Below are 15,311 nucleotides of genomic sequence, written 5' to 3' on the forward strand. Positions count from 1 at the left end.
TCTGTGAGATTTCCGCGTTGAGCGATGTAGCAACCGCGTGCCAAGTCTTTGTTCCAATGTTTTGATCGCTGCAGTCGCTACCGGACGCGAAATACCGCAGTCCGCAGCGGCGGCAGTGAAACTGCCACGATCAACAATGCGCAAAAAGAGATTAAGTGTCGCAAACCTGTCCATAGGATTGTTTCATGGAGCAAAACAATGCTGACGGAAAGAGTGCTCTTATCGAACAGACATCGTTATGGCCAAGATAGGTTTCTCAACAGATGGAGATATCCATGCCAGAAGCACACACCATTGCCATTGTCACGGGCGGAAGCCGTGGACTGGGCCGCGCAACCGTTGAAGCTCTCGCCCAACGCGGCGTCTCATCTCTCTTTACCTATCACACCAACAAATCCGCAGCTGATGAAGTGGTCAAAAGTGTCCAGCACAGCGGAGCCCGTGCAGTCGCTCTGCAACTCGATACTGGAGATACGCACGCCTTTCCTGCCTTTGCCGACGAAGTCCGGCGCGTGCTGCGCGTATGGGGAAGCGAACGTTTCAATTATCTGGTCAACATGGCAGGTACGTCCCATAGCGGGCTATTCGGCGAGGTGACAGAAGAAGATTTCGATGCTGCCTACCGCATACATGCCAAGGGTCCATTTTTCCTGACGCAGACACTTTTGCCGCTGATCGCGAACGGTGGCCGGATCGTGAACATCTCATCTGGACTGACACGCTTTGCCTATCCTGGCTGGATTGCGTACGCTGCTATGAAAGGCGCCGTGGAAGTCATGACGCATTACATGGCCAAGGAACTCGGACCGCGCCGCATTGCTGTTAACACAGTAGCGCCAGGTGCAATTCAGACAGATTTCTCAGGAGGTATGGTACGCGATAACCCCGAGATTGCTCACCACATCGCGGAAGTAACCGCGCTTGGACGTCCAGGACTGCCAGACGATATCGGCCCCATGATCGCATCGCTGCTCTCCGAGGACAATCGCTGGGTGAATGCACAACGGATTGAAGTCTCCGGTGGTCAGGCCATCTAAGATCTGGTCACCCCTTACACAGAAGGCCATGTTGGTACCATTAGGACACCAGCAAGCGTTTTCGCGTAATTTTTCCGGATACGGTGGTTGGCAATCGCCCGACGAAGCGGACTTCTTTCAGACCAACCCAACGCCCGAGGACTTCGTTGATCCGCGCAACGATTTCCTCGGAAGAAGGCATACATTCCGCCTCGGAATCAGGAACGACATAAGCGATAGGTCGCTGCCCTCTCAGTTCATCTGGAATTGCGACCACGGCACACGCGTGAACGGCAGGATGGGTGGCGATGATCTTTTCGATCTGCACGCCGGAAATCCGCCTTCCTGCAACCTTGATGACATCATCGGAACGTCCGAGCATATGAACTGCGCGGTTGGCCTGAATCATGCCTTCATCGAAGGTGCGGTAATACCTGCGCGTTTCATCAAGATAAGCGGACGGAACACGGATAGCCCCATTCTTCCATATTCCAGCGAGACACCCAGGCGGTAACGGCAGCGAAAGAACGATCTCCCCGCACTGCTCACCGGGTATGGAGGGCACGATGGCCGGACGAAATCCCGGCGCAGGCCGCCCGATGTCATTCATGAGAGAAACTGGCTCACGTTCGGGTAGACCGAAGAAATGCGCGGTGATGCTCCATCCCGTTTCCGTTTGCCACCAGTGATTGACCACAGGTGTGCGAAAGTAGGATCGAGCCCACTCCAGCAACGTCGGATCCGCATACTCTCCAGCTACGAAAACACGGGCAAGAGCGGGCAGGATCACCTCTGACAGATGACGGCTCTCCTGTCGCATGAGACGCATCTGAGTGGGCGTGGTAAACAGGCATTTCACTCCATGCTCATGACAGAGCGTGCGAATGGCGGACGCAGATGCACCGCCTTCGACGATGACGCTGGTACAGCCGCTGATCAGCGGCGCATAAACACCATAGGAATGACCAACAACCCAGCCAAGGTCCGATGTAGTAAAGAAGGTATCACCGGGTTCGCAGCCGTAGATCACGTCCATGGACAAGGCGAGAGCCACAGCATGGCCGCCATTATCACGCACAATGCCTTTTGCGTGCCCCGTCGTGCCAGATGTGTGAAGAATATAGAGTGGATCTTCGGAGCGTAGCACGACGGCCTCTACAGACGTGGACTGTTCCAGCGTATGGAAATCATGATCCCGCAATGGCATCAATGATGTCCGACATGCTGCGCGTTGCACAATCACGCAAGCCTGTGGCCGGTACGCTGCCAAAGCAAGTGCATCATTCAGAGCAGGGGCAGACGGAATGGGCGTCTGTCCCTGAAAGCTGCAACTGGCAATGATAATGACTTTCGGAGCCACATCATCAATCCGTCGTGCCAACTCCGGTCCGGCATAACCGGCAAAAACCACAACATGCACAGCCCCTATCCGCGCACATGCCAACATAGCTATGGCTGTCTCGATCATGGTCGGCATGGCAATCAGAACGCAGTCGCCTTTCTCCACTCCGAGCAGGCGTAGGCCGCCGGCAAATCCGGCCACCCTGTCCTGCAGTTCGCGATAGGTCACGACCTGCTGTTCCTTGGTGGCGCAAGAATGCCAGATCAACGCTACCTGCTCACCGCGACCATTCTCCACATGCCGGTCTACGGCATTGTGGCAGGTATTGAGCGTGCCGTCAGGGAACCAGTCATGCCAACCGTCTGTTCGCTCCCGGCAGGCCATCGCAGGCTCCTGCTTCCATGTGATACGCTGCGCCGCACTGAGCCAGAATTCCTCTGGCTGGTTCAGTGCCGCATCATACATCGCTTCATAAGTTGTCCATGGAAGCATGGCGCATACTCCGATCAGGCTATGGGCACGTCTTTGCCGGTGATCTGGCTGGCCAGCCACGCAGCATCACGGGAAATGCCGGAAAACCGCCCGGAGCCCCATGTATGCAGCCATGGCAGACCAAGAAAATAAAAGCCCGGCGCATCCGTCACGCCCCGATGCCAGACCGGCTTGTTAGCACCGTTGAAGACGGGCACATCGATCCAGCGGTAGTTCGGACGGAAGCCGATGCACCAGACGATCGATGTGATTCCAGCGGCCTTCAGATCGAGCGGCGTGTTGCTTCCATCAGGCTGCCAGACAGGTACGTAAGGCGCTTCCGTCGGTGCATTGATGTTTTCGCGAGCAATATAGGCATCAATGGATTTCTTGATGTCTGCATTGGTCTTGTCCGCATCGTCGAGATGTTGCTTTAGATCTGGAAGAAAATGCGCAACCTCATCACGGATTGTCTCAAGCGTACCATGCAATCCTACCCCTTCTTTTGCAAAAAGACGCAGATCAAGGTCATGCCCCCCATTGCGGCCGGTGACATAATGGTTGGTCTTATCCCGCGCCCCTTCCCGTAAGGGGTGATTATCCACCGTCAGATCATAGAAGTGCATATCCGCCAGCCAGTCCACAACGTCACGGCCACGGTAAAAGCGTGAGACACGCGGGGCGGAGCCGACACACAGATGGACCTTGCGTTTTTCAAGGAACAGGTCCTCGACGATCTGTGCACCGGACTGACCGCTGCCCACGACCAGGACAGCCCCTTCAGGCAACTGGGCCGCATTGCGGTAATCCTGCGAGTGAACCTGAAAGATTGATGGATCGATAGCACTCGCATATCCGGGGATCACCGCATCCTGGTACGCTCCCGAGGCGATGACCACATGCTTTGTGTGCCAGGTCTCACCGCCCGCCACCACACGATAGCCACCGGCCTCATGACGTGTGATGGAGGTGACGGCTGTGTGTTCACGCAGCGGGGGATTGAACGAGTTAACAAAGCCTTTGACGTATTCAATGATTTCCTGCTTCACCATGAAGCCGTGTGGATCTTTTCCCTTGTATGGGTGGCCGGGAAGTTCACATTGCCAATTCGGTGTGACCAGGCAGAAGTTGTCCCAGCGCTCATCGTCCCATGAGTGACAGGCGGTCTTGGATTCAAAAACGATATGATCCACTTTTTCGCGACAGAGATACCAGCTCAGGGAGAGCCCAGCCTGTCCGCCGCCCACGATGATAACAGGAATGCTTTTTTCGTTCTGTGTCATGGTCGTTCTTTTCGTCTCAGTATCTGAAAGACAGGACGCGCACCTGCGCATCGGGTCGATTAAGGAAAGGCGCACTGCTCTGCTGAATGACGTGCAGCTGGCCAAGGGCGCGACTGCACGGAAAGCCGTAACGGGCACGAACCCGTTCGCTCGCCTGGGTCAGAGCCGTGTCCGCCTTTTCAAGAAACTCCCGGACCGGATAATCCTGACCGGGTGTGAAGTGGTCCCTTATGACCAGCGATGGGGAGTAACAGTCGGTCTCGTTCCCATCGGGCCAACGCACGCGAAAGGTCATTTCGGGCATGGTGACAAAACTCCTGAAGCCGGGACGTCAGCGTGCTGCAATGCTGCGAGACGCCGATATGCGGGGAGATGCCGACTGGCGACGCTGTCCCAGTCGAAACGGCGGGCTGTTGCAGGGCCGCTGAGCCGGAAATGGTCACGGCTTTCGACGCGCAGGGCGTCGCGCAACGCTATGAACAAGGTGTCGGGGTGCGCCGGTTGGCACCACAGCGCATCTGTTGCCGAAAAATGTTCCGTGAAAGGTGGTGCGGCTGGCACCACCACGGGGATTCCACAAGCCAGGGCTTCCAGAGGACACAGTCCGAACCCCTCGGTTACGGATGGATAGGCCAACACGTCCGCCTGCCGGTAGAATGAAGGCATGTCTTCATCCGCAACTGGCCCGGTGATGGTGACATGATCGGCCGCACCGCTTTCGCGCAGACGCGCCATGAATCGGGTGCGGTAGGCAGAATGATCCAGCAGCGAGGCCCCGCCTGCCACAATCAGATGCACATCAGGCTGTTCGCGACGAAGGGCCAGAAATGCGTCGAGCAAGTGCAGCGTGTTCTTGCGCTGCTCGATCCCGCCCACGGACAGGATCAGGTGCTGACCGGCAGGCAGATGATACCGCGCTCGCAACGCGGCATCGTGCGCGGTTGCTACGGGCGAAAAGTGCACGGGATCAACCCCATTGCCCACGACCGGAGCTTCGCGGCCATGGCCGTTGCGCAGGACATCTTCCCACATTGTGCTGACGGTAAACAGTTCGGCCGCCGCCCTGATCCCCCGTTCCTGCCGCGCGGCAAGGACCGGGTGCGTGAAATGGTCAAGATGGTGGACCGTGCGGGCAAAGCCCGGTATCCGCCCTTCCTGCACCAGATCGGCCAAAGCATTGGCGCTGATCGGATCCTGCGCATGCAGCACGTCAAAATGCTGTCCGCGCAATGCGTCTCTGATTTCGCCAATACGACGCTCCACCAGTGTCGGCAGATCAGGTACAGACGCGGCTGGGATGCACCAGGTTGCGCAACGGGGTTTGCGGAAGAAACCCGATCCTGTCACGTCCGGTGCGATCAGCGTTGCGTCGTGGCCCGCGTCACACAGAGTTTCCGCTAGCGCCATGCCGTGCACCACGCCGCCACGCGGATTGGTCGAATGGGTCAGAATGCCAATGGACAGACTCATGGCGCAAATCCCATGAGTGAGGACCGGGCGAGATCCCAGAAGGTTTCTTTCTCGTCCGCCCATATGACATCCAGCCGCTGCGTGCTCTCACACCGCCCGATGACAGAAGCAGTAATGCCACGTCCACGAAACCGGGCCATGATCGCGTGGGCATCTTCGGGACGCGCTGTCAGCAGGTATCCGTAGCTTGGGAATGCAGACAGCCAGCGCTCCATCGGAGCATCCTCAGGCCGTGGAATGTCATCGAGCATAATGGTCATGCCGATGCCTGAACATTCGGCCAGCATGAGAGCGGTCCCCAGCAGACCGGCCATGCTGATGTCCTTGGCAGCACGACTCAGGCCATCTTCGGCAATAGTGGGCAGAAGTTCGATGTCCCCACGCAACCGGGCCGCTCCCTCTGTGCCGCACAGCCCGGAACTGGCATCCCAGAACGGGTGCGGATCGTGCCAGCGACCGCGCAGATCAATGGCTGCGATCAGCACCTCGCCCGGTTGGGCGTCGAAGCTGGTTAGCAGATGACGGGCACGACCAAGGATTGCCACTGAGAGCGAATTATGGGTACTGCGCATGTTGGTGTGTCCACCAACAACCGGCACACCGTAGGTGTTCGCACCGTCATGGAGACCCGTCAGGATGGACGCGGCCGCCTCGGACGTATCGCTCCACAACGCATCCACCACCGCCACGGGACGGCCGCCCATCGCAGCGATGTCGCTGACATTGACCATCGCGCCGCAATACCCGGCAAACCACGGCATTGAGCGGACAAAGCTGTCCTGAAAGCCCTCGCTGGCCAGCAGGAGATAGCCATCGCCATCCGGGATCGCGGCGCAGTCATCCCCAAGACGGATAGCTTTGGCACCTGTCCCTAAAATCGCGCTAACTTCTGCAATATCCTGCTTAGCCGCAAGAGAGCGCCCCATACGAAGCGTGCGCAGGAGTGTGGTGAGCTCATGTGCCATCATGCCACCTGTCGTATCCGGGGTTGCGGACGCAGCAGCCAGGTCTGATCCAGACCGTGCGCCGGATAGCGTGACAGATCAGCCTCCATGTCGTGATGCGGCAGGCCATGCAGCGTAATGACGCCGAGACTTTTCCAGTGCAGGCGACGGAAGAACAGCACATTCTGTTCCTGCACCTGGGCCAAAAACCGTGTAGCCCCCAGGCCGTGTGCCGTACTGACGGCCATGCGGATGAGTTCCGCCCCGATCCGCCCCAGCTTGCGGTGATCAGCATGCACGGCCAACCGGGAACCGCGCCACACACCGGGCTCTGCTTCGTGAATGCGCACTGCCCCCACGATCCGGTCCGGCATCCCCGCCATGCAGCAGGCGGCAATGATGGGAATGGCGTCCTCATCAATCGCGTCGCGGTCATCCTCTGCAAAAACATGCTGTTCACTGCAGAACACTTCACGGCGGAGCGCATGATAACCGGCACGCTCCCATGGCGTGCGGGCAAGGCGCACAACATATTCCGTCGGAATGAACGGCCGGTCTTCCATACCTTCGAGGATCGTGCTCATTGTTCGTACGCCGAAAGCGAGGAACAGGCGCCACAACGTCCACACCCGGCCCGGATATCGGTGGATTTCATGTTCGCTTCCCGGAGCATCCGCCCAAGCGGTGCCAGCACGGATTTCATAAACTCGGCTGAAGGCGGGACATGATTTTCCAGTGGGGTGCCGGAAATGGGCACAAACGGCACCACGAAGGGATAGACCCCCAGCGCAATCAGACGCTCGGCGAGAGCCAGAATGTCCTCGGGGCTGTCGCCAAGACCGGCCAGAATGTAGGTATTGACCTGCCCACGACCGAAGATCGGCACGGCGCTGGCGAAAGCGTCCATGTAGCGATCGACGCTGACCGTGGCCTTGCCCGGCATGATCTTCTCACGCACTGCCTGCGTGGCGGCTTCGAGATGCATACCCAGACTATCGGCTCCAGCTTCCCGCAAACGCTGGAACCAGCCGTGATCACGTGGCGGCTCGCACTGAACCTGAAGCGGCAGATCCACCGCCGCCTTGATGGCACGGGCTGACTCCGCCAGCACGGCAGCACCCCGATCAACCACATTGGGCGTGCCGGTCGTCAGCACCATGTCGCGCACGCCGTCCAGTTCCACAGCAGCTTTGGCAACTTCGGCAAGCTGCGCCGGTGTCTTGTAAGCAATCGTCCGGTCCGCCTCCAGCGATTGGCCAATGGCGCAAAACTGGCAGGATGTGCGCCGGTCGGCATAGCGGATGCAGGTCTGGTGCACCGTGGTCGCCAGCGTGTCACGGCCATGCAGTAGCGCGATCTTCCAGTAGGGAATACCGTCTGCCGTGCTCAGCCCGTAAAAGCGCGGGGCAGCCGGGAAATGGATCGTACCTACTGCCCGCCCATCGCATAGCAGCATGCTCGTCCCGTGCTGGTCTGGCGGGCTGGCCTGAAACGGTGAATGCTGCGCGCCAGACGTATAGACCGGAACCATGACGGTCTGGCCCGCAATGGTGATCGTCTTGTGATCCGAAGGACCAGCGCCTCCCTTGCGGGCAATGCCGCCAGTCTGCTCGCCGATCTGCAGTCCGAAGGACTGGAGATCGGTAACGAGCTTGCGACCAGAAAGTGTACCGAGCGTCGGAATGGTCATGACGCAGCCTCATCTGTAGATGTGGAAACCGGATCGGCTTCACCAACGTAATGAACGGTACGGGCAGGCCGCCGATCCTGAAGCAGACTAAGCAGTTCAGGCCGTGCATAATGCCCTACAGAGTCCATCATCCGTTTGCGCTTGGTGATAAGAGCGAAATCAAGATCGGCAATCACCATCCCCTCACCTTCCGTCAAAGGCGGGGCCAGAAGCTTACCTTCGGGAGAGACGATGGCGGTAAAGCAGCCTCCTCGCAGCGGCCCTTCAAGTGCAGGGTCTCGCGCAATATCCTTGATCTGATCTTCCGTCAGCCAACCCGTGGCATTCACAACGAAACAGCCGGATTCCAGAGCGTGATGACGGATGGTGACTTCCATCTGATCGGCGAAGATCTGCCCCACCAGTGAACCGGGAAACTGGGCGCAGTGGATTTCTTCATGTTGGGTCATCAGCGCGTAGCGCGCCAAGGGATTGTAATGCTCCCAGCAAGCCAATGCCCCGATGCGGCCAGCGGCACTTTCCACCACTTTGAGCCCTGACTCGTCACCCTGCCCCCAGATCATGCGCTCATGATAAGTTGGGGTGATCTTGCGACGTTTGAGAAGGATCTCACCTGTCGCGTCGAAGACGATCTGCGTGTTATAGAGTGTGCCAAAATCCCGCTCATTCACGCCCAGCACGACGACCATGCCGGTATCACGTGCGGTTTCGGCCACCATGTCCGTCACCGGACCAGGAATGATGACGGCGCGTTCATAAAGTTCCAGATGTTCGCCGCCGAAACGGAAAGCTGGCTGGATGAACGAGAAATAGGGGTAATAGGGCACGAAGGTTTCAGGAAAGACCGCCAGCTTCACACCTTTTTCGGCGGCTTCACGGATGGCCTGACAGACTTTCCGGGCTGTCCCCAAACCGTCATCGCCGAGGACGGGACTGATCTGGATGGCAGCAGCGCGAACGATACGTGACATGGCTTGCGGTCCTTCCTTTGGCCTTTAGAGAGTCCAGGTATTGAGGATGAAAGCGTTGTCACGACGCGCAAGGAGGATAATGTCGAGCACATCTTGCGGATTGATCGGCGTGATGCCTGGGATCAGGTTCTGCTCACCGTATCCGTAGAGCGCCTGAAGCGCGAAACGGCAGGCATAGACTTTGCCGCCCTCTTCAATAATTTTTGCAATCTGCTTGTTGCAGTTCATGTGCCCTGGAAAGGCTTCATCACCCAGACGTGGGAAACCGCGCTGCACGCCAAGAGTAACACCTGGTCCGTACAGCAGAACGGATGTTTCAAAGCCTTTGCGGATTAGACGTGTGGCCTGAAGCAGATTTACAAACCCAACCGAACCTTCATTGGCGACGGTATGAAAAGTAATAAGAGCTTTTTCGCCTGGTTTGGCTTTGACGTCTTCAAAAACCTTGTTTTCATAATTAACGAAGCAATCACCATCCTGATATGGTGCATGTTCGACTTTTGGCATGATATCTCTCCCGTGTGATGCGATCTCCAGCCAGAAACCGGAACTGACCGCTGTGCCGAAGTGAACGTGACACGGGATAACCAAATGACAAAATATTGTATGTACTTAGAAATAAGTACAAATAAAACAAGTTTAACAGTTTATTGTCTTACAAAGGCATACAGAAACATACAAAAATAATATTCAAGACATACAATTCCAAATGACGCGCATAACTATATGTTTTATCGTCATTTTTTAATCACGCATTCGTGAATGATGCACTTTTTTGTTTTTCGGACATTCAGGCGAGACTCAACGAAATCAAATGAGTCCGTTGAGTCCCAAACCCAAAACCATGTCATACAATATCGGCGAAACCGGGAGAACGCTTATGCTGAAGAACGGACACCACACCATTTAAAGATTCTTCAAGACTTGCTGCATCTGGTGCGCTGCCAAGCGCGATGCGCGCGCGCTGTGGTGGCTCACCACTAATTGTAAAAACTGTGCTGGGGACCAGAGCAAGACCACGTCGGCGTGCATAAGCGACAAAGTCCGCACTGCCCCACCAATCAGGCAATTTCAGCCAGACATGTGGACCGTTCGGATTCATGCAGTGTCCTTCCCCTAAAACCTTTCGCGCAATGGATTGCCGCAGGCGAAGTTCTTTGCGGATGGCATGAAGAATCGTTTCCGCTTGCCCCGTTTGCATCCACCGCGCAGTAAGCGCGCTCAATAAACCTGCATTTGTCAGAGCGATCGCCCGAATGGCAGCTGTCACACGCCGGGTCATATCTGCATTCGGCAAGGCGACGTAGGCTGTGCGCAGGCCTGGGCTCAATGTTTTGGCAAGCGTAGCAATATAACTGACCCGACTATGATCCAGAGCTGCCAACGCTGGCAGTGGCTCATCCATCAACAGGCTGTAAGGATCGTCTTCGGCAATGTGCAAATGATGACGCTGCGCCACTGCGAGAATATCCTTGCGCCTTTGCAGTGACATTGTCGCTGTGGTGGGATTATGAATGGTGGGAATACAGTAGAGTAGTCGTGGATGATGTTGCGAACACACTCGGTCTAGCTGATCTGGCATCATGCCTTCAGCATCACTGTCTACACCAACCAGAATAAGATCAAATTGCGCTGCAATGGTTCGGATCCCTGGGTAGGCAATACGGTCCGTTACAATCACGTCTCCTGGTTGGGTATGCGTGCTGACAATTGCTGCTAATGCGCTTTGCGCACCGGGAGAAACCAGAACTTCTTCTATGCGCCGATGACCGATAACAGGTGCTATCCATTTTGCGCCAAGCTGACGCTCCTCAATAGTGCCCCCAGTTACCCTGTAGGACATGAGACTATTCAAATCCTGCTGCTTCAAGATAGCGGAGATATCACTCTGAATAATACGCTGGAGCGGTGGATCCTGAGGAATAGGCGGCAGATTCATGGTAAGATCAACCACCGCAGGTCCGGTATGGCGCCAATGGCTTTCACCGGCGCCGACGCGCACAAAGGTTCCCCGCCCTACGGTTGCATCAATGAGACCACGACGCCTTGCCTCGGTAAATGCACGCGTTACAGTTGTCAGGTTGGTACCAAGATAATCCGCAATCGTTCTTTGCGGGGGAAGTTTATCCCCTTCCCGCAAATCACCTCTCCGGATGGAAAGAGCCAAGGCATCAGCAAGTGTCAGGTAAATGGCATTCGGGCTTTGACTAATTTCTTCTTTCCAGTGAGCCAGATAAGGATAGGCTGACATGCGTGGCGGCTTCCATATATTCGACAAGATTGTATTGCACTACATCCCATACAATCCATGCAATGCATAGCGCAGCCGCTTATTTGTGAGAACAATTATCTCCACATTGCTACGATTTAACTCATAGCATTGTGCACAACACGCAAGTTCAGACTTTATTGCCTTGTGGAAAATCTGTTTTAGAACAAGCAAGAAAAATGAAGAAACTTATTCCGTTGTGGCTGATCAATGCTTGAATATTTATATGTCTTTTTAGTATCAATTATTTTTTAATAATACCTTGCACGACAGCTTATGCTCGTCCTGAGCAGTCACACGCTGTCAGCATCATACGTTCTGATATAAATGAACAGGTTTACAGCATATCTTTTAGAAAAGGTGGTTACGTAAGAGTGCTCTTTTGCATCCCAGCATCCCACCGAGGAACAATCATCATGTTTCCTGGCGGTTCTGGTGATATTGGCCTTGGGAAAAATGGCGTAATCCGACACGATCATAACTTTGTTGTCCGAACACGCCGGCTATGGAACAGACAAGGTTACGCAGTCATTATTCCAGATACAATCAATCATATTAATCTAAGAGGGAAACGCAGTTCCGCGACCTATGCAAGTCTGATCCAAAGTATCATTGCTTTTGCGCATGAAGAGGCAACAGTTCCTGTGTTTCTTTTTGGAACCAGCCAAGGCGCAATCGCTGCCGTAAACGGTACCGCGCATGCAGCTTCAGGAACTATTGCAGGTGTCGTGCTCAGTGAATCTGTATCAGTCATGGGAGGCAGCAAGGAAACTGTTTTTAGTGCAACCCCGCAAAAAGTGACAGTACCTGTTCTTATTGTGGCCAACCAAGATGATCGATGCGATGTCGCACCGCCTCAAGCCGCCCAACAGATTGCTTCCGGCATGACAGCAAGCCCTGAAGTGCGCGTGTTCATGGTTTCTGGTGGAATAACAAAATCAAAAAAGAATTGTGGCTCCTTAACACCTCATGGGTATTTTGGCATTGAAAATGATGTCGTCGACAAAGTCAGTGCGTGGCTGGATGCCAAATCCCGATAATCTTCAGGCTATTGTTGTTTGAATCTGAGAAATCAGATGACGTACGGCTGGTGCAACCTCATCTGAGCGAAAAATGGCGGCAATTTCTGAAACGATTGGTTCTCCCACAATATCGCGGAAAACAACGCCCGGCAAATTGACGACACTTCGTAAAGCACTGGGAATAACCGAAATACCATTGCCAATTGAGACCTGTGTCAACACAGCCAGTAAGCTCCCTGGCGTAGAAACAATACGGGGCGTAAATCCACCTCGACTTGCGACCTGAAATGTGCCGAAAGCCTGCTCGGGCAATATAAAAGATGCGTTGGCAATTTCGTGCGGCGTAACCGGGCCTTCCGACTTTTCTTCGACACCAGGAATCACGGAAAGTGCCAGGCAAAAGTGATCGCGGATCAATACATGGTGACTCAATAGCTGTGGCATCGCCATAGGCAGCCTTACAAAACCGATATCTACGTCACCGTCCGCAACCAACTGAGGCAGTTTATCCATGGGGAATTCACGTACTTTTAAAAGCACGTCTGGATAATTCTGCGTAAATTGGTTCATCTGGTCTTGCAGTATCCCCGTATAAGCAGCTGACGCAACATAACCAATCTCTATCCGACCCAATTCACCGCGCCCAGCACGACGACCGGCGTTCTCCGCTGTTGCAAATTGTTTGAGCACGCGCCGTGCTTCGGAAAGGAAAACCTCTCCCGCAGATGTAAGCGTCACAGAACGCTTTGTTCGGTTGAGAAGTTGAGCTGATAATGTGCGCTCAATTTCCTGTATCTGCACAGTCAGAGTGGGCGGGGAAATATTCAGCCGTTCTGCCGCCCGTGTAAAATGAAGTTCTTCCGCCAAGACCACAAAATAGCGGAGATGTCTCAGTTCCATTCCTCTATCCCCCTCCCCGCATTATTAGGCAAAACCTAATAATAACGAAAATAACCACCAATGACGAGAACCAAGGCATGACCTAGCGTTACAGACTAATGCGCTCTGCAACGGAACATCGCCATGACACAACTCTTTCAAGCCAATCATGATGAACTGATTATCGGAACTTCTAATGCTATCGTGAAGCGATGGGGACCTCGATGACATCCTCGCGCGTAACCAATCCGTTATTTGTCCTTCTGGCGGCTTCAACTGGCTGTGCCTTGACTGTGCTTGATACCAATGTGGTGGCAATCATCCTGCCAACCATTGCTCGCGAGTTTCGTGCAAGTTTCGCGGATATTGAATGGGTTATCAGCACATATGTTCTGTGCTTCGCATCTCTCCTGTTGCCCGCTGGAGCCATTGCAGATCGGTATGGACGCCGTCGCATCTATCTGATTGGAATTACGACATTTGCCCTTACCTCGTTGTTTTGCGGAGCCGCCCCATCTGCCACAGCACTATATCTGGCCCGTGCTTTACAGGGCGTAAGTGCTGCATTTTTGTTAGCACCTGCTTTAGCGATCATCGGACATACGTTTCATAATCCAGATGAACGGAACCGCGCATGGGCCATTTGGGGAAGTATCATGGGCCTTACCATGGTTCTTGCTCCTATTATTGGTGGTATTATTGCCTATGCGCTCGGTTGGCGGTGGGCGTTTTATATCAATATTCCAATCTGCGTCCTACTTGCTGGCGCAGTCTTTATTCTGGTCAAAGAATCACGTGATACTGATGCCCGAAGACTGGACCCGGTCGGGATTATATTTTTCGCTGCATTCATGTTCGGTCTGACGTGGGGAATGATTAACGGTCAGGCAAGCGGTTGGACCTCATGGAACGCCCTGAATGGTTTTATTGGAGGAAGTATCTCCTTAGGCATTTTCATAGCATCTGAACGTGCCCAATCACGTCCGATGTTAGATCTTGGCCTATTCTCCAATCCCCGTTTTCTGGGAGCTGTCTGGGCGATGTTTGCTTATGCAGCATCCGCTCAGGTTATGGCCTCAATGCTTCCGCTATTTCTCCAAAACGGCTTAGGCCGCTCAGCACTTCAGGCCGGCTTCGCCATGTTGCCTTTTGCCCTGGCAATGTTGATTTTCCCACATATTGGACGTCTTCTGGAACGCCATATCTCTTCGAGCGGTATTCTAGCCGGTGGTCTGTCATGCGTCGCCATTGGCAATGGAATAACAGCATGGGGAGCATATGTCGGATCATGGATCATTGTTATGGCTGGCATGGTCGTCATTGGAAGTGGGGGCGGCCTTCTCAATGGGGAAACACAAAAAGCTATCATGAGTGTTGTGCCAAAAGAACGATCTGGCATGGCGTCAGGGATCAGTACGACTTCACGATTTTCCGGGATTTTGCTTGGTTTTGCCATGCTTAGCGGCATACTCGCAACAATGGTAAGGAAATGGGTTGCCGCCTTTGGATGTGGCACTGGTTGCCATCATCCATCAGACTTCGCCGATGCCATCGTTGCCGGTGATCTACCCAGTGCTATTTCCGGTTTAGAGGGTTCCAATCAAGAAATCGCCATTCAGCATGCACATCATGCTTTCTCTTATGGTTTTGCCGTAGCACTTCTTGTGGCATCAATTTTCGCATTAGGATCATCAATTACTGTCTTTACACTGATGCAGTCAAAGATGAAACAGAATATAACCTGAGTAAATAATAAATACTCAATGTGTAATGATAGATATTTTGCAGATTCTCTAGAGCGTTTCGTCAGTTGGTACATGGCTGAGTAACGCTTGTACTCCCACTTGACCTCTGGTCTTTCCTCCCTGTTTTTTGGGATCGGGAGAGATGGGAATGCGATGATATGGTTTGAGTGAGAGCCAGTAAGATCGGATAACTGACGACACGCTCTAAC

General features: G+C 54.3%; 15 protein-coding genes. 3 read left to right on the forward strand and 12 right to left on the reverse strand.

The window, feature by feature from the left end; translation table 11 throughout:
* The coding region (locus tag B3759_RS12535) for a helix-turn-helix domain-containing protein (RefSeq protein WP_291366259.1) at window positions 1-174 on the reverse strand (174 nt) is incomplete at its 3' end.
* 101 nt (window positions 175-275) lie between these two features.
* On the opposite strand from B3759_RS12535, the gene B3759_RS12540 reads away from it, so the two are divergent.
* Entirely contained in the window at window positions 276-1,037 is a 762-nt protein-coding gene (locus B3759_RS12540) for an SDR family NAD(P)-dependent oxidoreductase (protein WP_063355005.1), read from the forward strand.
* 40 nt (window positions 1,038-1,077) lie between these two features.
* Here B3759_RS12540 and B3759_RS12545 read toward each other — a convergent pair whose 3' ends face one another.
* The 10 genes from B3759_RS12545 to B3759_RS12590 form a co-directional block, all read right to left on the reverse strand.
* Complete coding sequence (locus B3759_RS12545) at window positions 1,078-2,850, reverse strand: AMP-binding protein (protein WP_012813217.1); 1,773 nt, start codon at window positions 2,848-2,850, stop codon at window positions 1,078-1,080.
* A gap of 14 nt (window positions 2,851-2,864) precedes the next feature.
* Window positions 2,865-4,112, reverse strand: coding sequence for an MSMEG_0569 family flavin-dependent oxidoreductase (locus B3759_RS12550; protein WP_035366434.1), 1,248 nt, complete (start codon window positions 4,110-4,112; stop codon window positions 2,865-2,867).
* A 16-nt stretch (window positions 4,113-4,128) separates the two neighbouring features.
* Window positions 4,129-4,416: an MSMEG_0570 family nitrogen starvation response protein gene (locus B3759_RS12555; RefSeq protein WP_020936672.1), complete on the reverse strand. Its 288-nt coding sequence runs from the start codon at window positions 4,414-4,416 to the stop codon at window positions 4,129-4,131.
* A complete protein-coding gene (locus tag B3759_RS12560; RefSeq protein ID WP_012813219.1) occupies window positions 4,404-5,582 on the reverse strand; it encodes an MSMEG_0565 family glycosyltransferase in 1,179 nt (392 codons plus the stop codon). Before B3759_RS12560 ends, B3759_RS12555 begins: the two co-directional genes overlap by 13 nt.
* The gene (locus tag B3759_RS12565; protein ID WP_003630850.1) at window positions 5,579-6,550 is read right to left on the reverse strand and encodes a sll0787 family AIR synthase-like protein; all 972 of its coding nucleotides are present in this window, start codon (window positions 6,548-6,550) and stop codon (window positions 5,579-5,581) included. The genes B3759_RS12560 and B3759_RS12565 overlap by 4 nt, the downstream gene beginning before the upstream one ends.
* Window positions 6,547-7,110, reverse strand: coding sequence for an MSMEG_0567/Sll0786 family nitrogen starvation N-acetyltransferase (locus tag B3759_RS12570; RefSeq protein ID WP_012813220.1), 564 nt, complete (start codon window positions 7,108-7,110; stop codon window positions 6,547-6,549). Before B3759_RS12570 ends, B3759_RS12565 begins: the two co-directional genes overlap by 4 nt.
* Complete coding sequence (locus B3759_RS12575) at window positions 7,107-8,216, reverse strand: MSMEG_0568 family radical SAM protein (RefSeq protein WP_003630852.1); 1,110 nt, start codon at window positions 8,214-8,216, stop codon at window positions 7,107-7,109. Before B3759_RS12575 ends, B3759_RS12570 begins: the two co-directional genes overlap by 4 nt.
* Window positions 8,213-9,187 (reverse strand): Nit6803 family nitrilase, encoded by a 975-nt coding sequence (locus tag B3759_RS12580; protein ID WP_012813222.1) that lies wholly within the window; start codon window positions 9,185-9,187, stop codon window positions 8,213-8,215. Before B3759_RS12580 ends, B3759_RS12575 begins: the two co-directional genes overlap by 4 nt.
* 24 nt (window positions 9,188-9,211) lie before the next feature.
* Window positions 9,212-9,694, reverse strand: a complete 483-nt coding sequence (locus B3759_RS12585) for an MSMEG_0572/Sll0783 family nitrogen starvation response protein (protein WP_045543339.1) — start codon at window positions 9,692-9,694, stop codon at window positions 9,212-9,214.
* Window positions 9,695-10,034: 340 nt separating this feature from the next.
* Window positions 10,035-11,438, reverse strand: a complete 1,404-nt coding sequence (locus B3759_RS12590; protein WP_012813224.1) for a PLP-dependent aminotransferase family protein — start codon at window positions 11,436-11,438, stop codon at window positions 10,035-10,037.
* A gap of 434 nt (window positions 11,439-11,872) precedes the next feature.
* Here B3759_RS12590 and B3759_RS12595 point away from each other — a divergent pair, with 434 nt between their 5' ends.
* Window positions 11,873-12,496, forward strand: a complete 624-nt coding sequence (locus B3759_RS12595) for an alpha/beta hydrolase (protein ID WP_012813225.1) — start codon at window positions 11,873-11,875, stop codon at window positions 12,494-12,496.
* Between the two features lie 3 nt (window positions 12,497-12,499).
* Here the strand turns inward: B3759_RS12595 and B3759_RS12600 are convergent, their stop codons facing one another.
* Window positions 12,500-13,378, reverse strand: a complete 879-nt coding sequence (locus tag B3759_RS12600) for a LysR substrate-binding domain-containing protein (RefSeq protein ID WP_012813226.1) — start codon at window positions 13,376-13,378, stop codon at window positions 12,500-12,502.
* A gap of 203 nt (window positions 13,379-13,581) precedes the next feature.
* Here B3759_RS12600 and B3759_RS12605 point away from each other — a divergent pair, with 203 nt between their 5' ends.
* Complete coding sequence (locus B3759_RS12605; protein WP_041633310.1) at window positions 13,582-15,102, forward strand: MFS transporter; 1,521 nt, start codon at window positions 13,582-13,584, stop codon at window positions 15,100-15,102.
* Window positions 15,103-15,311 lie beyond the last annotated feature (209 nt).

It is taken from the genome of Acetobacter sp. UBA5411, from assembly GCF_002409645.1.
GTDB lineage: Bacteria > Pseudomonadota > Alphaproteobacteria > Acetobacterales > Acetobacteraceae > Acetobacter.